The organism is Eubacterium sp. 14-2 (genome assembly GCF_000403845.2).
Classification (GTDB): Bacteria; Bacillota; Clostridia; order Lachnospirales; family Lachnospiraceae; genus Petralouisia.
In genome coordinates this window covers 22916-42190 of sequence record NZ_KE159567.1, presented here as the reverse complement: position 1 = coordinate 42190, position 19275 = coordinate 22916, and the positions used below count along the sequence as shown (strand labels likewise).

The window sequence follows — 19275 nt, the reverse complement described above, 5'->3', positions numbered from 1 at the left end:
GAATAATTATTTCTTTTTCTTTTCTTCAAATTCATCTATCTTTCTCTGGATAGTTGAACGTTTCATTCCTTTGCGAACTCCCTTAATTCCCATAGATTTTGCCTTTGACAGCAAATCATTATAAGATTTTGCACCAGACTCGAATCTTTTCTGCCTGTTCTGTGCATATTCTTTTTCTCTTTGGGTCATGCCAGAACCGAATTTTTTACCTTTGGAATCCTGCCAGGACATTACATAAGAACCTTCCTGGTCCTGTTTCTGTCCCTCAATCCATCTTGATGGTCTTCCATCTTCTGTAAGCTGAGATTTTGGAATCCAAACCTTTTTGGAATATTCTGCCCCTGTATCTCTCCGTTGAAAATTAGCCTGCAACTGAACCGCTTTTTCTGATTCCTTAAAATATGATGGCTTGCTCGCTTTGGCAGAACCTCCGCTCTTCATTCCGCTTTTTCCACCACTTCCTCCCATATTTGTACACATCAGCCATACACCTCCTTTAATTCCCTGAGCCAATTTACATATTCTTCATTGTTTTCCATCATTTCTGCAAAACTCCTGCTTTTTATTTGGTTATACCATTCCGTAGTCTGCCTTACACTCCTGAATGGCCTTGCAGTGGAGGGACGATTCATTGCTTCTGTTGGAATCGGAAAATTTACATCATAAGCCATGTGTGGCAAATTGTATTTATTTGGAATAAACCTGCCAAGCCCTGACGTTCCACAACAGGTCAAATCATCCCCAAGAAATTGCAGTCTGGTTTCACCACAAAAGAATTTAAGACCACATTTATGTGCCTCATTTTTTATTTCTTTAAAATTTTCCGAAAGAAGCTCAACCGGATACTGGTACCTGCTCCCGTTATATTCCATACCTTCTTTGCACTTATTTTTTCTTCTTGTAGAAAATCCCTCTATTATAATTCCATATGCCCCTGCTTCGGAAAAAACTTTAAGATTTTCTTTAATTTCAGAAAAATACATAGGGAAATATGGTTGAATCCTTATGTTTATTCTTTTTGCCTTATCTCTTAGTTTTTTAATTGCTTTTATGCGTTCTTCAAATTCTGGCGCGCCCATTTCCATTATGTCATATTCTTTGCAGGCAGCAGAAATTTGAACAACGCACTCACATTCCGAAATAAGGCTTATATAAGGTTCTTCTGCAATCAGCGTCCCCTTTGTACTGATGATGAACGGATATTTTGTTTCTGCAAGCAATTTCAGACATTCAAGGGTTTTGCACTCCGTCTTTTCTATCGGTTGGAATGGGTCGCTCGTCGAACCCCAGTGTATGGGTATACTCCAGTCGCAGAACCTCGTTTCACTTGTCCGTTTGCCACTGATAAATAGACGCAAAGCGTTAATTCCTCCGTTTGTAGGTGCAACAATGTTTTTATTCGGCTTTTCGTTTGCAAAGCAGTATGAACACGCAAAAGAGCATCCGGTGTATGTATCAAAGTGTATCGGATAATCACACCCGGTGCACTGTGTTCCACATTGCATGGTATATATTCCGTTTTTTTTATCTTTCAATGTCCCTTTACTCCCTTCGCATATCTCATAAATGCGTCATACTCTTCCTGTTCCTGTGCCGACATCTGCATATCTTCCACACTTTCAAGCGCATACCATTCTTTTACTTTTTTAAGTTCTGCCTTATCAGAAGGTTTCATCTTCGGGTCTATCTTTTTTGTTCGTATGTCCACAATTCTGGTAAATGCGCAATCTTCCAGTGTAGACAGCAACCCCATGAATACCCAGAAATGCATATCAGCAGTATTCAGATTTATACCGAACTGTGTCAGAAAAGCGGAATATATACGCCACTGGTCTATATCATAGTCCATATCTTTTTTGCGCTCTTTCTCGCTTCTGACAGGATTATCCATGTACCATCCAAACAAAAACCACCGGATACCTTCCTGCATGGTTGCAATGTCAGGGTATTCAGTCACGCTATCAACACCAAACAGCATTTCACAGGATACAGACACTTTTTCCATTTCCGACAGTTCACTGTCTTCAATAATCTGAAATATCTGTATCCCTATTCGAAAATCGCTGTTAATTGGATAACCTCTATATTCAGTTGGCAGCCTGTCCAGCATGATATTAAACATCAGCTTTTCGCGCCTTTCCGGTTTTTATTATACTTTTTACTGATGGTCTGATTTCGCTCTTTTGCATATTTCTCAATAAACGGAGAGATTTTCTCAAAAAACTCAGCAATTGAAAACATATCCGGGATAATTTTGCCAAAAATCTTTTCAGAAGCAAAATCTCCAAAAATATTATCAATTTTTTTACAAACTTCTTTGCTTAAATTTTCACGAATTATTACGACATTTCTCAGTGTTTCGTAATTTATCTCTTTTCCATCATATGAAACAACTTCATTTCCCTGTTCTTCTGCTTCTTTTATTTCCTGCTGTGTTTTCTGGTCGTCAAACCACTGCAATAATTCAGAAAATCCTTTAAAAAATCCTCCGTCTGATACAGAAAACTCTATGCAATCTCCGTTGTCATTTACCTCGATTTTTCTAATACCATTATCAACTCTTAAACTGTCCATACATCCCCCCTGTTTAATCGCTCAGTGCTTTGCTTCGTGAAGGTGCAGGAGCTCCCTCCGGCGTAAATTTCTTTGTTTCTGCATTAAAAGTTCCCTGGATTCCATCGCCTCGGCCCCCAAGTGTGATGGAGTTTGTAACATTGCTTCCAGCGTCCCCTCCGGTATTTCCAACAGTGATTGCGCACATCCGCTGTACTGCCGGATAAGACGGGCCAGCTCCTTTAATTCTCACACGGACGTAAGAGGTAACTGCCTTGCTGCCAGTTGGTAATGTGTCAATAAGGTTATTTATCCAGTCAACCAGGTCTGTATCGTCCTGGTCCACGTCCTGTATTTCGAGGGAAATGGAAGGGGTATACGATTTCACATCCGTCGTTCCGTTTTGCTGGTTAATCCACTGCTCCGATTCTTCTTCAGCGTTAAATTCCTCTGTCAGGGAAGTTATTCCTTCCCCAAGAAGGTGATAGCTCGGATTTGACATGGTCTTATCGTTGTTTATATCTACAAAATGCTGCAATTCATGTCTTTTCATTTTTACGCTCCTTTCTTTCGATATTCCATTACCACATTCGATACATATACAGTTGATTTGTCATTTCCGACTTCTTCAACAGCCGAAAAACTGTCGCCTGTGGTAAATTTCGTTATTTTTCTGTTTCCGGTCAGCTCTGGCAAATTTTCCACATCTTCCAGCCATCCGGCAATATTATCCAAAACCGCCTGCGCATTTATCATCTGTCCGTTTCCGGTCGGAAAGCTCTGGTAGGCAATCTGAATATTTAACTCTGCTGTGAATCCTCCTGAGATGTCCCATTTCTTTATCCCTCCGCCGCCGGATATGATATACACACACTTTCCAACATCTTTAGAGTTGTACTTAATCTTTGTGCCCTCCGGAATATACGGACACTCTGCAATCAGTTCCAGCAGCATTTCCCCGACTTTATCATATTCCGTTTTCGGTAATCTCTCTTTTATCTCCTCTGCCATAACTTACACCTTTAACAGTTCTACAGGAATTTCTCCCGTAGTGATTTTATATTCCCTCTTATCGCCTGTCTGTTCAATGTGTCTTAACTTTTCAAAATCTATCTTTCTAAAGTCCAAATTAAATCCCGTTTTTGACAGGCGTTCTTTGATTTCTTCGGGCATAGGCTAAATCCTTACTGCGCCAGAAGAAATAGAACTGGCAGAAATACAGCCATTTGAAACAAAATAGCTGTTCTCCATCTTGCTTTTCATCATGTGATACAAATTCACATACATTTCAGCCGGAAGTTTCAGAAGTTCCTTGTGCAGTTCATCAACATTTGCAGATAACTTCTCTCCGTTCTCAGGTATAATAAGTTTAATCTCTTTCATCTTCTTATCTTCCTCCAATCTCAAACCTCGGTATCAGCGTATAAATGTACTACTCATTTATCACTTCTCCGCCATATGTACCAAGCAAATCAGAAAAACCATTACGCCCATCATCACACTTGTGCCAGTTATATGGAGAGAAAAAAATTGGTGTTTATGTTTTCGCTTCGCATATCATCACATTTTTCTTCTTCAAATTGCATTCCACACAATCGGCATTTGTAAATATTCTTAGCCCTGATAAACACTATCTTCCTCCTATTTCAAATCTTGGTATTAAGGTATAAACGTCCACCGTATCAACGCTGAATGCATATCCGTACTTGGTTTTGATATACTCAAAAAAGCCGCCGGGGTACTTGGTTTCGTCTTGGTCTATCAGCCCGATAGGAACGTCAATGTCAATGCCTAATTCCGCTTTCTTCACAATTACGAAGAAATTTTTCCCCTCGGTGTCAAGCGTGAAACTCTCAAGCATATCCTCCGTTGTGAGGTCATTCCACACTTCCGGCGCTTTGTACGGCTTCGGCAGATTGCCATTGTTCGGGATTTTCACCACGCATACGCTGGCGTTTTCCATGCCGCTTGCCTTTTGGTTCGCCCCCTGCGTCAGTTCCACACGCACATTGTCAAACCGTGTGCCGAAATATGTTTCTGTTTCCATAAGTCCGTTTATGTACCGATTGTAGACAATCACGCTGTCAACATAGCCTATTCCCACGCAATCACCCCATTTCTGCAAATAAAAAGAAACTACCAACTGGATAGCTGATAGTTTCTGAATTTCTGTTATTTTCTTAGTTCTGCCGGAAACTCTTGTATGAGTGGTTCGCCCCATATATCCGCAAGGCTTGACTTCATAAAGATTGGGATGCCGTATTTTCTGCAATCTTCCACAATTTGTTCAATCCATTCTCTTTTAGGAATTACCTTGTCTTTTCTTCTTCCTGTTTCTGCGCCCACAATAAGCCATTTGCAACGTGGTACGTCTATTGGTTCTAAAATCGGCTCTACACTTGCGAATATGTTATAATCAGGATTCCACCATTGTTTACTTTCTTTTTCAGTGTAAGAATATCCGAACCACATATTCCCTTTTGTCTTTACAAAAAAATCTGTATTGTTTATCAGTTCGACATACCTCGCCGGATTCTTCGTCAGAAACAGATAATTATGCTGTGGTGCTTTCCCGCAAGCCTCAAACACTTCCTGAATCCATTCATCCGGCACCCACTTCCCAAACAAATCGGACATAGAGCACACAAAGATATTTCTGCCCTGCTTTCCTATGTAGTCATTCAATCGGTATCTGTGGAACGTAGGACTAAAGCTGTGAGGATATGCAAGTGCTTTTCCGTCACTTCCTCTTATCGGCTCCGATTCATCAAAAATATTTGCATACTTCTGTTTTCCTCCAAACCTTTCAGCAATACCCCTTGCATAGCAGTATTCGCAATCGTGAAAACACCCAGTAACCGGATTCCATGTTGAATCACACCAATCAATTTTTGTTTTGTTCATGCAAATTCCCTCCACAATTTATTTGATATGTATATTTTATCATGGAAAGAATCAGCGTTTGTACCAACTTAAACGCCACAGAACCCCACAAACTATCAGCTATTCAGTTGTCAATGTGCAATTCTTTTTAGCTTTCCTCCGGCTCCGTTGGCTTTTCCACTGGCTTATCCTCCGGCGGTCTGCTTATCGGGGCATTGCGGCGTGGGTAGGGGATTCCGGCATACAGAAGGTTCACACCGTTTGAATCCGGCACGAGTGAGAGATATTCTCTTACAGTATCGCGGTATAGCTTTTCACGCTTTTCAGGGTCTCTCGCCGCTTCGTCAATTTCTGTGGACTGCTCTGCCTTTGCTGTGTACGATATGGATTCAGAGCCGGAGGAAACAGAAGATACTACTTTACCGCGAAGCGCGCCGGATTCGTCCGTGATGTACCCCTGTCCCTCTGTCACACGCTTGTTTGCCGCTTCAATCTGCCCGGCAATCTCAATCAGCTTGCAGACGCACCGCCGGACGGCTTCTGCATCGTCCTCGTTGGTGGGAAATGCGAATTTCAGCTTATTTAGCGTAAGAGCGTCCACTTTCCGGCAAGCCTCCCATGACAGCCGGTTAAAGTCGGTTTCTGGTATAGAATCCTCGCCGTATATGCTTTTGTAGTAGTCGTAGGTTACATATCCCATAGTTACTCTGCTACCTCATAGGTCTTTTCAAATATGTCTGGCTTGTAAGGGTACAGTTCGCCATTTACACCCTTGATGATAAAATCACCAACAGAAGCGGTCATATCTCCCTCTAAAGTGTGGATAATCATTTCAAAAGGCTCTTTCACGCCCTTAATTGTCGCTTTATCTCCGACAAAAAGGCTCATGTTCCTGTCAAATTGTCCTGTCCATTGCATAGCCTCAATTACAACGGGTTTCTTTCTATACTTCATACTTCCTCCAATCTTTTTTCCGGCATGAAATACTTTACATATCCCATGCCGGTTTAATTCTTACTCCCCGGTCAGCTTACTTCCACCTTTCTTCTGCCCGGAATCTTTACCTTTTTCAGCAGCTTCACTTTTAGCAGAATCAGATTCTTTATATCCTCTCAATTCTGCTTCCAGTTCAGCGATCCGCTTATTGGCTGCTTTCAGTTCTTCTTCAACAGCGTGTTTGGTTTTTGTGCCTTTTTCCAGCACAGTGCCGTCCTCGTCGATTACACTGTAGCCCTTTTTCAGGTATTCATCTTTATTTGCTGGGGAAATCAGTGTTTCCTGATTCCCCTTTAATACTCTAAGCATATTTCCTACTGCCATGCTGCACCTCCTATGATGATAATCCGCCGGTTCCCTCGGTGACAAACCGCAGTCCGGCAATCCGCTGATTCAGGATGAACACATCACCATAGGATTCCTCATAGTACAGCCACTTGCCCTTGCTTTTTGCGTCCGGGGCAGACAGTCCAACGAAATCATACTTTTCCGGCGTAATCACGCAGGACGGGTGAACCAGAAACATCTGAATCTGTTTTGCGCTTGCTCCGACCTTGGAGCCAGTAGTGAAGTCATAAGCGGTTTTCATGTGCTTAGAAGGAACCTTTTCAATATTCACCTCGTCAAGCCTGGCAATCAGCCGGTTAATCTCTTCATCGTTCTGCCCATTGACGGAAATGCTGCGGCCAATCTTCTCCGCATTTTTCAGCATTTTGTAAGTCTTAGGATTGACGTATAACAGTCTGCCCGTTGCTGGAACGTCTCCCTCGTCCATATCCATCATCAACGTGTCGAACACTTCAAGGATATTTGCTGTTGTGAGTTCCGTGGTAATATCCTCGCCGCCAGCGTCCACCCAGTCAGAGTGCAGTTTAGACACCAGATAGTCGTCCATCTCCGGGAATTTCTGCTGCTCGTTGAATGTTCGGGTGATATTGGTGATAGACGCTACCTGATTCGTTTCGTCAATATCCATCGGGTGAACCAGGGTTGACCACTCACGATGGAATGTCAGGGTCTTGTCCTCCCAGTCATTTTCAAAGTTCCGGGAAAATCCCGTGATTTCGTCCCGGCTGGCATTTGTCCTGCCAGTGGTGGACAGAATCGGGATATGGATTGTCTTGGCGTTCAGGAACGTATAACGGCTGTCATTCTCCGTGCTGCGAAGTGCCGCAAAATGAAGCTGCTGCGGATATGCGTTTGCCAACGCCTGCTCATATTTTTCTGCATAGTTCAATGGTTCTGCCATTATTAATCTCCTTTCTTAACCTCCCTTATCGGGGTGAATCCGAAATTGAAAGTGGGCTTGTCATCGCCCCCAGCAGGTTTCCCGGTAGTGGGAGCCGTGAACTGTCCTTTCGGCGCACTGCCGGCAGCTTTCTCCTTGGCTTCGGCTTCTGCCTTTTCCGCTTCGGTCTGATAGAAATGGTCTTTTTCATTCTCCTTTGCCAGATAGTCCGACAGCCCCATAAATGCGCCGTCCTTCCACTTCAAGCCGTCCTCGCCCATGATTTCACGCATAAGCGAATCCCTGACACGTCCTGATTTGATGCCCAGATTGTCAAACTCACCTTTCAGATAATCCCTCTGGTCACGCTCCAAAATCTGTTTCGTAGCCATGTCCTGCGCTTCTTTCGCCGCCTGCTTATACTTCTGAATCTCCTCTGCCTGCTTCTCCGGGTCGATGTCCTTGAACTTTTCCAGGGTTTCATTCGCCGTGTCAAGCTGCCCTTTGTAATTGTCCCGGTCTGCTTCTGCTGCCGTCAGCTTCTTAGCCTGCTTGTCAAACTCTGCAATGGTCTTGTAGTTCTCCGTCACCGCAGCATTGACCGCCACTTTCTGTTCGTCCGTAACCTCGATTCCTGTTTCTTTCAAAATCTGTTCAATGTTTTTCATGTGTCATATCCTCCTAACATGGTTTTTAACAGCGTGTCCGCTGTATGGATTTAGGCAGATGAACCACTGCCGGGGTAATTCTTCACAGCGGAATCGAACCGCGCTTACTGCCAACGCCCCTACCTTTTCAAGATACTTTCGCTGCGCATCACGATTTTTCTGTCAAGGCGACTGGATTTGAACCAGATATGAAGAACTTGGCGCGTCTGCCAAACAGGAGATGAAGGAATCGAACCCTCGTACCGTAGATTTGGAGTCTAGGCGATTTCCAGTTATCATTAATCTCCCAGGAGTGCGCCCACCCACAAGGGGCAGACGCTAGGATAAGGGAAATACCGCCTGTCACGGTCAGCACTCCACAAAGTAACTGGGTTGATTTTCACATAATGCACCCATGCGGAATTGAACCGCCTTTACAGCACCATTACTGACGGATGCACCCTCATGAAAGGAGAGTTAGGAAATTTATCAAAAATTAGATAATGTCAAAATAAAAATGCCAGCAAACACGATTTCTCGTATCTACTGGCTCTTGCGTCAATGCGTCTTGGCTCTAAATTATCTACATCTTATCTTTTTACCTGAAAAGAAGTTCCTTAACGGTCTCTTTCCTATCTCTTTTGCCTGTTCTTCGCTTTCCCATGGTGCTATAATTTTATATGGACAGTTTTTACAGCTTTTACATTCATAATGGCGTTTTTCTGCCGAAGAAACATATTTTAACGGCTTTCCTATTGCCATGCAAGTTTTCAATTCTATCATTTTGCTTTTTCCACTTTCCCGTCCTTAATATCCACTACAACCTCATTCTTGCACAACCGACACAAAATAGGTAGGTTTTTCGCCTCGGTGTCCGGTCTGATTTTCGTTCGGGTTTTTCCTCCGCAGATGGGGCAGAGTACAAATTTTTCTGTCATGGTCGATTGTTCCATTCTTCAACAGCTCTCTTTCTATCATCATACAGCGGATTTATTCCTCCACTGCCTGTCAAGGAAAACTCAACTTTATACCTATTTGGCAATTTTACACCGCAGTCCTCACATTTGATTTCAAAATCAAATCCAACTCCATGATGTGCTGACGAATTACTGACCGTATTAAACACCGCTTTTCCGCCACAAAACGGACAGTTTTTCAATTCTTCCATTTCCCTATCCCTCCCGATTTCTATATAATAAAAAACATTAGTACCGCAGGAAACGCTTCACATTTGTTCCTGTCTTTGATTATATTCAGTGCCTACATATCGGTCTTACCTTATGTCGCGCCCATTTCTTAATGCTCTTTACTGCTTATATTGTACCGCAGTTTGGCGGGGGAGTTGTACCAAGTTAAAGGCTATTTCTTTTTGGAATCTCCGAAAATAGCATAGAAAATCAGAGTAAGCATTATGCCAATACTCCAAATCAAAACAACTGTTCCGCTGAACACCCAAAAACTGCTAAATATGTACTTCAAAATCTCCAACATTCCCATATCCTCCCTTTTGCGGTTTCCGACAGGGGAAAACTCCCCTATCAGAATGGAATCTTTGACAGTTTTACGTCCACCTTGCCATGCGGACGAGCCTTGTCCTACTGCCGGGTCACGCCCGTAGGTTAGTCAAGAGTCGTCATCTGACTTGACACAATCAGTTCCGTTCCTGCCCGGAACACCCCGTCGCACCTGTCCTCTGCTATTGAGACGGAATCGAACCGTCCTTAATCTGCATATCGGAATCGAACCGATAATAGTACGGAATCGCTTTTGGTTATTGCTGACCGTTTTCTCCCAGTGCAGAACCCATTTTCTTGTTGAAATGGATAGTCAATTCTGATTTTCAAGCCAAACAGTTTCCAAAACTCCGGTTTCTCTTTCTTTGATATGCTCTCCATATCTGCCTGAACAAGAAAACCTTAAAAAGAAATAGGCTCATGGATAGGCAGGAATCAAACCTGCATATTAGGCACACTATAGCCACGGAGATTTGCACTCCTTTTCGTTTCGGATTGCCCCCTACTCCGGCTCTTCCAATTAAGTTACTATCCACTGTCCATTTTCTGTCTGCAAGGACTGTGCAAGATTTTATGTCTTTACTGACAAATTTTCTCGATCTATTTTGTTTTTGTACGCCATATCTGCAATGTTTGATAGTTTTGTGGGTTCATTCCGATCATAATATTTTATACTTCTTGCAGATATGGCTTTCGCGGAACTTCATGCCTTGCCGGAATTGCATTGTATGAAAACCCTAACATACAACTGCATTTCCTTAAAACCGCTTCACTGGATTTTGAGACTATGGCAATCCGTTCCACGAGCTGAAAAACAACTATTCCATACATGGTAATAATCATCAAAACTCCCTCGCTTCTTTGGATTGCTTACATGATACCACAGCTTCAAAAATTATTTGTACCAAAGTTATACGCAAAAGAGCGGCATCACTGCCGCCCCTTTTTATCGTTGGATATTTTCAAGGTTCTTCGTCAAATATATTTCTATTACTTCGTAACCATTCAAGAAATGGCAAGCTGTGATATTCCAAAGAATCGTTGTCCCTTAATTTGTGTAAGTTATTGAAGATATATCCGCAAATCAAATCTGCCATTTCGTATTCGTCTTCACAATTTTTAATTCGGTCGAAATTTCTCATAAAACACCTCCTGAATTATATTATACACTTTCTTTCACCGCTGCCCCTTGTCATTGGAGATTTTTTCTTCGATTGCCTGAACAATATAAGCGTTCATACTTTTATCGTCCATTTCTGCATACTGCTTTATTTCGTCACGTTTCCCTTTTGGCAGTGTCAAAACCACCCTATCATAATTATTCTTGACATACTTCTGCACCGCCCTCTGCTGTGCCTTGCTCACTTTATCGGACATACCGTAACACCTCACTTTTACAGTATTGTACCATAGCGGATATATTGCTATCAATATACAAATTGCACAATTAACGGACATATTGCTAGTAATATATTTGTGAATTATTCCGTCTTGTATATTGCTAGCAATAGTGTTAAGATAGACTTATCAAAGGAACGGAGGATATGGTAAATGAAGAATAAATGGGAAGTTATACACGAGATGGACGGAGAAAATGGAGAACCTACTTCATGGGCAAGAGAAATAAACCATTCAAAATACGGAAAGTTTGTTTGGATAACAGAAAATGAAAATGGTTTGTATGATGTTGAAGTTGATAGAGGCGGTTTTACAACTCTTGTTACATGTAAAACCGTTATTAGCGCAAAGCGCTGGGTATCAATGAATATAGCTTAACCACCACCCACCCGGCGGGGTTGCGCCGGGAGAAAGAAGGGAAGATATGAAAGCTGAATTAAAGGACTTATTCAGGGCAATACAGAATGAAAGAACAATGATATTGCGCTTCTGCAATATGCGAGACCGCGAAACGATGTTAGACCACAGGCATGACGCTCTGAGAATGATTCATGAATTTGAATGGGATAACGAACTTTCCGCAAGCGCAAAAAGATTTCTAATGCGCAGAATTTGCAGAGCTGCAAGAGAAACCGGTCTGATGTAATTTCTATCCCGTCCCTGCCGGGTAATGCAGGGAGAAAGTGAGAAGGATATGACAACTTATGATATGGAATTTGATTTTTACAGTGATGAACCGCCGAAATACTTTAGCCGTCCGGCTAACGAATTTGACGGTTACGACCCACAAGAAAATAGTGAAGAACAGGCGGCAGGATAACACCTACCGCCCTTTTATTATCTTCTCAATCTGTCATACAGATTTTTAACATGTTTGAAAATAATATCCCTCTCGTCAACGCAATCACAATCTCTGTCAATCTGTACCACCATATCGCAGACATTTGCAACAAGAGTTTCAAGAGAATCAAGCATCCGATTCTTGTCTCCTCCGTCTCTACTGTTACTGTACTGTTTCTTATCCTCTTTGTACCTGTCCATGTCCGTATCATCACCAGACAGGCGGGAATAGTTCGGGCGATGGACATATCTACCAGTAGTCGCGCTCCTGCCGCGGCGATAGGAATTGCCATTATCGTAATCATTGGAGTAGTTCCCCTCCCGGCTGTAATCGCCGTTACGGGAATACCCGCCACGCTCCCGGCTGTAATCTTCCATATCCCGGCTGTAGCCCTCCTGCGAATATCCGCCGTCCTGCATCATGTTGATTTTGTCAATCTTTTCAGTAATGCAAACAAGCTTATAGGCATTGTCAATGTTGGACTGGGATAAGCCTTTTTCCTCAATCGCTTTCAACTCTTTTTCTGCGTTTTCTCTCAATTTATGCATAACTTAACCCTCCCTGTTAATCGTGATGTTTGCGTTCTGCATATCAATCGCCTGAGTGGAGGTGTTTTTGATTGATACCTGTACGCAGCAGCCCTTCGGAATCCATACATCTGTAGCCATAGCCACGTTGAAGTAATCGCCAACTGCTGCCGGAGTTACGATTGCATTTGTGGATAAGTCTGCTTCTCCGTTGATTGCGATTGCAACGGATATCGGGCCAGCCGTTCCGCCAGTAGCAACAGCGATATTGCCAGAAAAGATTACCCTGTATTTTGCTCTGCAATTCTGCGTACACCCACGAACTGTAAACTGTCCGCTGCCTGTCCTATGTAATACAAGACCTTTATTGCAGCATGATGTTTCACCAGAAAACAAAGCGTTCTGATTTTCCTGTATTGTCTGCACAGGAACATTTACAAATTCTGCCATGTTATTTTCCTCCAAATAAAAAACTACCAACTGTTTATAGTCGGTAGTTTCTGGATTCCTATATTATGTTCTAACCCTCTAACAAAAATTGCTTTTCTTCCAATCTCTCATAGACCGTTTGACCGTTATTTGTTTGGATATACGGTAGAAATATTTCCTCGAACCGCACCATCTCAATATCCAATAAGGCCATTTGCACTTCAACCCAATCTTTCAGTATGCGCCACGCCACACGTTCTGCCTGTTCTCTTGTGTCCTTAATTTGTTTCCGGGGATTCTCTCTTTTCTCCTTTTTCAGAACTTTCAAGCACTCGTCCACCTTAACCGGGAGCCTAACCGGAATCTGCTGTACTCCGGTATCAATCAGAAATGACAATCCTGTTATAGATTCACCCTCATAATTTTTCATAATAGATTTTGCTTTGTGCTTCATTAATATGTATTCTATTTCTGATACTGTTTTAAAGCTGTCAACGGTTGTTGTGTAATTTAATATTGCCATTTTGCACCTAGCCTTTCTGTGCGCCTATTTAAGAATTGTGGCAGACAGATAGGCTTTTCTGCTTTTCGGGTGTACCTCCCTAGCCACAAATATATTATCTCATAGTTTAGAAAAATATTTGTACCAAAGTAACAGCAAAAAGAAACCCACAAACTACCGACTATATTCAGTTATCAATGTCCAGTTAATCGCAAAAGGACAGAATCCATGTTCTGCCCTCCCACGTTGTAATAACGGCTCATGCCGAACATTTCCGATGTTTCACGGAAAAGATACATTTATTATTCTGTTAGTGCTGCTAGAAATAGCAGCTACTTTTAGCAGCTACCGCAGCCGCCACACTGCCCGCATCCGTTATAGCTGCCGCATCCATTCCAGTTTCCACAGCCATTGACCGGGAAAGTAACGGGCGTACTCGGCTGAACCACCACGGCATTGACCGGGTAATCCTTGCCAAGTCTGCGGATAAGTTCCGCTGTCTGGGCTTCCTGATTTGCTGTAATAAAGGCGTTCTGCGCTGTCTGGCTTGCCTGGAATGAAAGTTTCTGATTTTCCAGTTCGAGTGCATGGATCCGCTCTGCCTGTCTGTTAGCCTCCATCTGGTCAAGTCTTGCAATTACCCTATCCGTGTCGTTGTGGGTAGACTGGATAATGTCGCAAGTGTTCTTTGCGCCGGAATACATCAGGTCTTTAATGTCCCCGCGAACATCACAGCAACACTGCTGCGCATTGAACATCATGGTTGTAAGCTGCTGCATAAGAGCCGCCTGCTGATTGCACCGGGACAATTCAGCCTGTGAGAATCCCTGCATTACGGTAGTGCCAAGGTTGTTTACTGCGCCGGTAACTGCGTATGTGCTGTCACAGATTCCATTGCTGATTCCGTCCAGCTTAGAGATGATAGACTGCGTGTCAAACCCTCTCTGCAGGTCTGCCTGTGTAGCAAATCCCATCATTGCGCCGCCGGCACCATTACCGCCGAAGCCACCGCCCCAGCCGCCGAAGCCGCCCCAGCCGAACATGGAGAACAGGAAGAAAAGCGCAAGCATTCCTAACATGTCTCCACCCCAGCCGCAATTGTTGTTTCCGTTGTTGCCGCTTAACAGAGCAACATCAGAAGCTGATAATCCGTCCGAATTCATGTAACATATACCTCCATATGTGATTTATTTACAAAACCGCCAAAACGGTTATGTAGCGATTTAAAACATTCCTTTAAACAATCCTTGTGCCATCTGCGCCATTTGGTTCGCCTGTTCGATCTGCTGCTGATTTACCTTGCCGGAGCGCAAAAGCTCATTCATTTTATCCTGCGGATTTACACCCTGCATTTCCTGCCGGAACTGCTTAAATTCATTCATCATTTGGGAGAATTTATTTCCCCCTTGCGCCGGAAGTCCTCCCTGTGCCTGTTTGTTTCCCATCATTCCCATTAACGGATTCGCCATTGCTCGCAACCTCCTTATTCGCCTTTACAGGCTGTTTTTCCTGTGCATTGGTAAATTGTTCAATCATTGCCTTTAACTGCTCAAATTCGCCACGCCGGACGTATTGAGAGAGGTCTATTTGCGGTTGCTCTGTTGGCATTGTCCTCTGATTGATTTCAGATTCCGAAACCTCCTGAAAGAAAAATGCATGAAATTCAGGACTGCCAATTTTATCAACAGATTTAACGTAAAAATATGGCTCATTGTTGTCCATCATCCAAACAGTTTGTCCCGGCTGTACAATCTGGTTTTTTGCTCCGTCAATGCCAGATACTCTGATCCAGTCTACATTCTGCGTGGGGGTTGGTGCGCTCTGCTGTCCCCAGCCACCGCCTTGCGACTGATTATAATAGCTCTGCATAATGTTTGCCTTGCGCTGTTCGTATTCCCGTTCCAACTGCGCCATCTGCTGATTTAGTGCCGGATTCATTGTCAATGCCATCTGAACGCCCTCCGATTTCTTTCTATGGGTAAATTTTCGCATAAAAAATAGACAGGTACAATTTCATGTATCTGTCTAAAAAAACTCTCAAAATATTCAAAAACCTGTCACAAAACTCTCAATATCTTTTTCTTCATGCTCTTGTTTACCCGGTTCACCGTTGATATGCTACAATTCATATACTCTGCACATTCTTCAAGGGAATACTCTTTATTTCTCAAAGAGAAAAGCTGCTCTTCTCTCGGTGTCATATTCGCATTTTCTTTGATAAAGTCAATTTCGGATTTTACAAAATCGGGTATTCTCAACATAGCACCTACTTCTTTTTAATTCTGGTTCCCTTTGATGGTTTCTTGCCCTTCTTCTTTTTGTGGACTGCTACCCTCGCCATAATTATTCACATCTCCATCATTTCCAACATATCCAGCATTGCCACCGTCGCCGCTGTCAACCACTACAGTATCAAATTCAGACCACTTATAATCATGGTAAAAGCTTTGGGCTGCTATGATAAGAATCAAAACACCTATAACAATCCATTGAAAAAACAAAACTCTTTTCAGTGTTTTAAATATTTCCATAGCAATTCCTTTATCTTCTTTTTCCTTCACATTATCCCTATTTTCCATTCCCGCACCTCCGCTCTGTATTTCCCTCATTATAGCAATTTTAGGGAAATAATTCAATACCACACAAGACAATCTCCCGGCTGATAATTCTCTGCAAACTCATTTCTGCGCTTTATCTTATCTTTCCATTTATCCATAAGTGCTTCGTTGTGCAACGTCTCAAAATGTAATTCCGGCAGAAGGATTGTTAATTCCTCTTTGGATTTATCATCTCTGTTCAGAGTTGGCTTATATTTGTTTATGTAATAAATTTCATACAGAAACATATCCGCTTCGGTTTTGCACTCTGCTACCTCGATATGGCTTACTTGCAGTACATCAATCAGCTTGTGAAATGGCTTTTGGAAGAAATGGCCGTTAAGTCTTGCATTTATAGGCTGTTTTGTCCTACCAAGATAAGCGATAAACTCGCCAGTCGGACTGTCATAAAATATCTTGTATATCGTATATTTGTTTTTAGACATTATCCCCTCTCCCAAAAATAAATAACACTCTTCCCGGACGAATCCCAAGTGTCATAGAACCGCCCGTCCACCACCGTCACCACATGCCCGTCAAGCCCTAAAACGTATGTTCCATGCGGAAAATTGCAACAGAATTTGTAAACGTCCATAGGGTAATCCGGCTCATAGCGTACATATCCATTGTCTGCCAGGTATTCTCCCCATACCTTATTTGCTGATAGAACATCCTTTTGACGGTATGCAATCTGTACAAGGTCGTCAAAGACTTCATTCCATGTGCGCCCCGTAGCCTTGCAACACGCACGGATGGCGCAATCGCCGACACGCCTTTCTTTGGGGTTTGGGTTGTATTTTATCCATTTATCCATGATATTCAGCTCCCGTTATTCCTAAAAACAATATATTGAGGTTCTAAATAGAAACAACCATCATGTTCATATGTTCTGCTGTCCCAATCCTTATCAAATCCTTCTCTATCGTTAATAAAAACTCCCGTCACGCTGTCCTGCTCCATCATATAATACAGTTCTTTATTCTTCTTTTCGTTTTTCAATCCAAGAAAAACATATTGACCGTCAACCGCGCTACTCTCAATCACAAATGCGGTCTCTCCGTTCATATACTCCGCAATTTTCCTCCACAAAGGATAGTCGCTATTATCTATGTTTTCGTTTTCAAACATATGTAATGTATTCAGTTTAACTTCTCTAATCATCTTCCCTACCTCCTGCCACAATTTTACAACAGATTCGGGCGGGGGTTGTACCAATTATTCATCGTATTTCTTCCCCAACAATATTAACTTTGAAATATTCAGAACAGCCTTCACGTGATATTCCAGCAAGGTAACATTTCAAAGGAATACCACAGTCGAGCAATTTTCCATCAAAAAACATTTTCTTTTTCATGAAATCACTCACAATTTCAATATCAGTAATAACATGGAATCTTGCCAATAGATAACCAAATTCCCTTGTATAGTCATCTAACCGGAATCCGAACTGAATACCATTGAATAAAAATGTTGTTTCCTTTTCGATTTTCTTATCTAATTCAGTTTTCATTCCTTCTCCTTTTTATATCTTCTTGCGCCCTGATTCGCTTGCTTTATTTTTGCTTCATCTATTTCTATCCCATATTTTTTAAGAGCATCCGTAATACCGATGCCCCTCACTATATTATCGTATTGCTCATGAGAAACTCCATAAAATTCACAAACATCTCTTTCTACTTCATTTTTTACTCCGCAATCACTCATTGTCTTTTTTATACCTCTTTGCTCCACTATTTGCTCTTTTTGTCTGCTCCCTGCCAAAATCAGCTACCTTTATGCGGTCATTACTTCTGATTCCCCACATATAGACGCTCTTGGTCGATATGCAATCCGTTTTGTTTACAAAAACTCTCATACTCCCCAAACTGCCTATCAAACAACGCTTTAACCTCTGATAATTCCTCTTTCATAGCAGAAATAGCGTTTTCATCATGCAGAGTTTTGATAGAGTGCTTAATATTATACATTCGCTTCTTAGCATCTCTGATACGCCGCTCCATTGCCCGCTGTTTCTGGAATAAGTCATATTTCTGCCTGTTTTCCTCATTGTCGTAGTCTTTGTATGGATTACTATTTCCGGGATAATGCATGTGCATTGTGTGTCGGCAATTCGCGCCGCATAGCCCCGTAACCGTTCCGTACCCGGTAACTTCCACCAAATCAGGGTATTTTTTCTGTCTCTTGAATCGTTGAAAAAAATCTTTTATCTTGCCAAAAATATTCTTTTTTGGTTCTTTATATCCCATCTTTTCTAATAATGAATCAGATATAGAATATATTTTTCCTTGCCAGCTCTGGTGGTTCGCCGGCTCCTCTTTGTCAGTATATCTTGCTCCAATATGGCTACTAACAAGAACCGTTCTTAATCCTGCGTTGGCACATTCAGTCAGCGTTATTTCTGCATTTGCCTGATTTATCCCGGTCAACACGCACATTCTAACAGCGGCTTCAACGGTCATTTTTCTGCCACCCTCATACACAACATGCGTTCCGTATTTTGATACTTCTGTTACAGCTTCTCTGATAGCCGTGTTTCTGTCAACTCCATGCGTGGCTTTCCACCATGCCGCATCACAAGACTTATTAAACTGCTGGTTAAGGTCTGCCGCTGTTGTCCTTGTCAAGTTGCGGATTTCTCCCTTTGTCCGCTTATATGCCGCATCTAACAGCTTCTTTTCACTCTCTGTCAGATTTTCAAGGCGCGGTGCTTTTCCAACAAAGTCCTTTAATTCTTTGTCAGATTCTACCATATCAGCCACGGATTTATTTATGTCCTCATTGATTTCATATCCGGCTTGTAGAAATGCTTCTCGGATTTTTTTTTCAACACCTGGCAGACGCTTTCTGATTTCCTTTTCAATATCAGATGCTAATATGCCGGATTGTTCATTTAACAGCTTTAATCTTTGCACATTGGACGGAATAATCTTGATTTCTCCCTCTGATTCAAAGAGATTGACAATAGAATCAATGACTTTGTTTGTCAGGTACATATTAAATTCAGATGCGACGACGTGGCTACTTTCCACTAATTCATTGAGATATTCTGGCGTAAACATACAATATTCCTTTCTACACTTCTATTAAGGGATTGTAATACTTTTCTTCTCCCTCTATTCTTGCCTTTATAGCTTCTTCCTTTGTTTTGTATGTTCCCAAA

Annotated in this window: 36 protein-coding genes and 1 tRNA gene; 3 read left to right on the top strand and 34 right to left on the bottom strand. The window is 42.2% G+C overall.

Going from position 1 to position 19275, the window contains the following annotated elements:
• Positions 1 to 6: 6 nt before the first annotated feature.
• The 21 genes from C805_RS07500 to C805_RS07430 all read right to left on the bottom strand — a co-directional run bounded on the left by C805_RS07500 (position 7) and on the right by C805_RS07430 (position 11198).
• Entirely contained in the window at positions 7 to 480 is a 474-nt protein-coding gene (locus C805_RS07500) for a hypothetical protein (protein ID WP_016213192.1), read from the bottom strand.
• Positions 480 to 1535, bottom strand: coding sequence for a radical SAM family protein (locus C805_RS07495; RefSeq protein WP_022750830.1), 1056 nt, complete (start codon positions 1533 to 1535; stop codon positions 480 to 482). Before C805_RS07495 ends, C805_RS07500 begins: the two co-directional genes overlap by 1 nt.
• Entirely contained in the window at positions 1532 to 2122 is a 591-nt protein-coding gene (locus tag C805_RS07490) for a Gp15 family bacteriophage protein (RefSeq protein ID WP_016213190.1), read from the bottom strand. The genes C805_RS07495 and C805_RS07490 overlap by 4 nt, the downstream gene beginning before the upstream one ends.
• Positions 2122 to 2574, bottom strand: a complete 453-nt coding sequence (locus C805_RS07485; protein WP_016213189.1) for a hypothetical protein — start codon at positions 2572 to 2574, stop codon at positions 2122 to 2124. The genes C805_RS07490 and C805_RS07485 overlap by 1 nt, the downstream gene beginning before the upstream one ends.
• A 13-nt stretch (positions 2575 to 2587) precedes the next feature.
• Complete coding sequence (locus C805_RS07480; RefSeq protein ID WP_016213188.1) at positions 2588 to 3106, bottom strand: phage tail tube protein; 519 nt, start codon at positions 3104 to 3106, stop codon at positions 2588 to 2590.
• Positions 3107 to 3108: 2 nt separating this feature from the next.
• Positions 3109 to 3564, bottom strand: coding sequence for a hypothetical protein (locus C805_RS07475; protein ID WP_016213187.1), 456 nt, complete (start codon positions 3562 to 3564; stop codon positions 3109 to 3111).
• A gap of 3 nt (positions 3565 to 3567) precedes the next feature.
• The gene (locus C805_RS26185; protein ID WP_016213186.1) at positions 3568 to 3726 is read right to left on the bottom strand and encodes a hypothetical protein; all 159 of its coding nucleotides are present in this window, start codon (positions 3724 to 3726) and stop codon (positions 3568 to 3570) included.
• A gap of 3 nt (positions 3727 to 3729) precedes the next feature.
• Positions 3730 to 3936 (bottom strand): hypothetical protein, encoded by a 207-nt coding sequence (locus C805_RS07470; RefSeq protein WP_022750829.1) that lies wholly within the window; start codon positions 3934 to 3936, stop codon positions 3730 to 3732.
• A 247-nt stretch (positions 3937 to 4183) separates the two neighbouring features.
• Complete coding sequence (locus C805_RS0103925; protein ID WP_022750827.1) at positions 4184 to 4657, bottom strand: hypothetical protein; 474 nt, start codon at positions 4655 to 4657, stop codon at positions 4184 to 4186.
• A gap of 68 nt (positions 4658 to 4725) precedes the next feature.
• Positions 4726 to 5457 (bottom strand): DUF5131 family protein, encoded by a 732-nt coding sequence (locus C805_RS07465; protein WP_016213183.1) that lies wholly within the window; start codon positions 5455 to 5457, stop codon positions 4726 to 4728.
• A 127-nt stretch (positions 5458 to 5584) separates the two neighbouring features.
• The gene (locus C805_RS07460) at positions 5585 to 6136 is read right to left on the bottom strand and encodes a head-tail connector protein (RefSeq protein WP_016213182.1); all 552 of its coding nucleotides are present in this window, start codon (positions 6134 to 6136) and stop codon (positions 5585 to 5587) included.
• A 2-nt stretch (positions 6137 to 6138) separates the two neighbouring features.
• Complete coding sequence (locus C805_RS07455) at positions 6139 to 6390, bottom strand: hypothetical protein (RefSeq protein ID WP_016213181.1); 252 nt, start codon at positions 6388 to 6390, stop codon at positions 6139 to 6141.
• A 60-nt stretch (positions 6391 to 6450) separates the two neighbouring features.
• A complete protein-coding gene (locus C805_RS07450) occupies positions 6451 to 6756 on the bottom strand; it encodes a hypothetical protein (RefSeq protein WP_016213180.1) in 306 nt (101 codons plus the stop codon).
• Between the two features lie 10 nt (positions 6757 to 6766).
• Positions 6767 to 7681, bottom strand: coding sequence for a hypothetical protein (locus C805_RS07445; RefSeq protein ID WP_016213179.1), 915 nt, complete (start codon positions 7679 to 7681; stop codon positions 6767 to 6769).
• A gap of 2 nt (positions 7682 to 7683) precedes the next feature.
• Positions 7684 to 8328 (bottom strand): phage scaffolding protein, encoded by a 645-nt coding sequence (locus tag C805_RS24940; protein ID WP_016213178.1) that lies wholly within the window; start codon positions 8326 to 8328, stop codon positions 7684 to 7686.
• A gap of 214 nt (positions 8329 to 8542) precedes the next feature.
• Positions 8543 to 8616, bottom strand: a tRNA-OTHER gene (locus C805_RS26180).
• A gap of 270 nt (positions 8617 to 8886) precedes the next feature.
• The gene (locus C805_RS0103915) at positions 8887 to 9090 is read right to left on the bottom strand and encodes a hypothetical protein (RefSeq protein WP_022750826.1); all 204 of its coding nucleotides are present in this window, start codon (positions 9088 to 9090) and stop codon (positions 8887 to 8889) included.
• Positions 9087 to 9245: a cysteine-rich KTR domain-containing protein gene (locus C805_RS25640; protein WP_016213177.1), complete on the bottom strand. Its 159-nt coding sequence runs from the start codon at positions 9243 to 9245 to the stop codon at positions 9087 to 9089. The genes C805_RS0103915 and C805_RS25640 overlap by 4 nt, the downstream gene beginning before the upstream one ends.
• On the bottom strand, positions 9242 to 9475 hold the full coding sequence (locus tag C805_RS07440) for a Lar family restriction alleviation protein (RefSeq protein WP_016213176.1): 234 nt from the start codon (positions 9473 to 9475) through the stop codon (positions 9242 to 9244). The genes C805_RS25640 and C805_RS07440 overlap by 4 nt, the downstream gene beginning before the upstream one ends.
• Before the next feature lie 1308 nt (positions 9476 to 10783).
• Complete coding sequence (locus tag C805_RS07435) at positions 10784 to 10963, bottom strand: hypothetical protein (RefSeq protein ID WP_016213174.1); 180 nt, start codon at positions 10961 to 10963, stop codon at positions 10784 to 10786.
• Positions 10964 to 10997: 34 nt separating this feature from the next.
• Positions 10998 to 11198 (bottom strand): Arc family DNA-binding protein, encoded by a 201-nt coding sequence (locus C805_RS07430; protein WP_016213173.1) that lies wholly within the window; start codon positions 11196 to 11198, stop codon positions 10998 to 11000.
• Positions 11199 to 11372: 174 nt separating this feature from the next.
• Between C805_RS07430 and C805_RS07425 the strand changes: the two genes are divergently transcribed.
• From C805_RS07425 to C805_RS27295, 3 genes are read left to right on the top strand one after another with little or no spacing between them, the layout of a single operon-like run.
• Positions 11373 to 11597, top strand: a complete 225-nt coding sequence (locus C805_RS07425) for a hypothetical protein (protein ID WP_016213172.1) — start codon at positions 11373 to 11375, stop codon at positions 11595 to 11597.
• Positions 11598 to 11643: 46 nt separating this feature from the next.
• The gene (locus C805_RS07420; protein ID WP_016213171.1) at positions 11644 to 11865 is read left to right on the top strand and encodes a hypothetical protein; all 222 of its coding nucleotides are present in this window, start codon (positions 11644 to 11646) and stop codon (positions 11863 to 11865) included.
• Positions 11866 to 11913: 48 nt separating this feature from the next.
• Positions 11914 to 12039 (top strand): hypothetical protein, encoded by a 126-nt coding sequence (locus tag C805_RS27295; protein ID WP_022750823.1) that lies wholly within the window; start codon positions 11914 to 11916, stop codon positions 12037 to 12039.
• 17 nt (positions 12040 to 12056) lie between these two features.
• Here C805_RS27295 and C805_RS07415 read toward each other — a convergent pair whose 3' ends face one another.
• The 13 genes from C805_RS07415 to C805_RS07360 all read right to left on the bottom strand — a co-directional run bounded on the left by C805_RS07415 (position 12057) and on the right by C805_RS07360 (position 19174).
• Entirely contained in the window at positions 12057 to 12608 is a 552-nt protein-coding gene (locus C805_RS07415; RefSeq protein ID WP_016213170.1) for a hypothetical protein, read from the bottom strand.
• A 3-nt stretch (positions 12609 to 12611) separates the two neighbouring features.
• Positions 12612 to 13037: a hypothetical protein gene (locus C805_RS07410; protein ID WP_016213169.1), complete on the bottom strand. Its 426-nt coding sequence runs from the start codon at positions 13035 to 13037 to the stop codon at positions 12612 to 12614.
• A gap of 70 nt (positions 13038 to 13107) precedes the next feature.
• Complete coding sequence (locus C805_RS07405; RefSeq protein ID WP_016213168.1) at positions 13108 to 13539, bottom strand: hypothetical protein; 432 nt, start codon at positions 13537 to 13539, stop codon at positions 13108 to 13110.
• Between the two features lie 317 nt (positions 13540 to 13856).
• The gene (locus C805_RS0103900) at positions 13857 to 14681 is read right to left on the bottom strand and encodes a hypothetical protein (protein WP_016213167.1); all 825 of its coding nucleotides are present in this window, start codon (positions 14679 to 14681) and stop codon (positions 13857 to 13859) included.
• 60 nt (positions 14682 to 14741) lie between these two features.
• A complete protein-coding gene (locus C805_RS27290; protein ID WP_256379629.1) occupies positions 14742 to 14870 on the bottom strand; it encodes a hypothetical protein in 129 nt (42 codons plus the stop codon).
• A 43-nt stretch (positions 14871 to 14913) separates the two neighbouring features.
• Positions 14914 to 15468, bottom strand: coding sequence for a hypothetical protein (locus C805_RS07395; protein WP_016213165.1), 555 nt, complete (start codon positions 15466 to 15468; stop codon positions 14914 to 14916).
• 326 nt (positions 15469 to 15794) lie between these two features.
• Positions 15795 to 16097: a hypothetical protein gene (locus C805_RS07385; RefSeq protein ID WP_016213163.1), complete on the bottom strand. Its 303-nt coding sequence runs from the start codon at positions 16095 to 16097 to the stop codon at positions 15795 to 15797.
• Between the two features lie 53 nt (positions 16098 to 16150).
• Complete coding sequence (locus tag C805_RS07380; RefSeq protein ID WP_016213162.1) at positions 16151 to 16561, bottom strand: GIY-YIG nuclease family protein; 411 nt, start codon at positions 16559 to 16561, stop codon at positions 16151 to 16153.
• A complete protein-coding gene (locus C805_RS07375; protein WP_016213161.1) occupies positions 16561 to 16929 on the bottom strand; it encodes a hypothetical protein in 369 nt (122 codons plus the stop codon). Before C805_RS07375 ends, C805_RS07380 begins: the two co-directional genes overlap by 1 nt.
• A gap of 5 nt (positions 16930 to 16934) precedes the next feature.
• Entirely contained in the window at positions 16935 to 17276 is a 342-nt protein-coding gene (locus tag C805_RS07370) for a hypothetical protein (RefSeq protein ID WP_016213160.1), read from the bottom strand.
• A 58-nt stretch (positions 17277 to 17334) separates the two neighbouring features.
• The gene (locus C805_RS07365) at positions 17335 to 17625 is read right to left on the bottom strand and encodes a hypothetical protein (protein ID WP_016213159.1); all 291 of its coding nucleotides are present in this window, start codon (positions 17623 to 17625) and stop codon (positions 17335 to 17337) included.
• Positions 17622 to 17876 carry a hypothetical protein gene (locus C805_RS0103885; protein WP_022750820.1) on the bottom strand — a complete coding sequence of 85 codons (255 nt, stop codon included), beginning with the start codon at positions 17874 to 17876 and terminating at the stop codon, positions 17622 to 17624. The genes C805_RS07365 and C805_RS0103885 overlap by 4 nt, the downstream gene beginning before the upstream one ends.
• A gap of 23 nt (positions 17877 to 17899) precedes the next feature.
• Positions 17900 to 19174 (bottom strand): phage minor capsid protein, encoded by a 1275-nt coding sequence (locus C805_RS07360; protein WP_016213157.1) that lies wholly within the window; start codon positions 19172 to 19174, stop codon positions 17900 to 17902.
• Between the last annotated feature and the right edge of the window lie 101 nt (positions 19175 to 19275).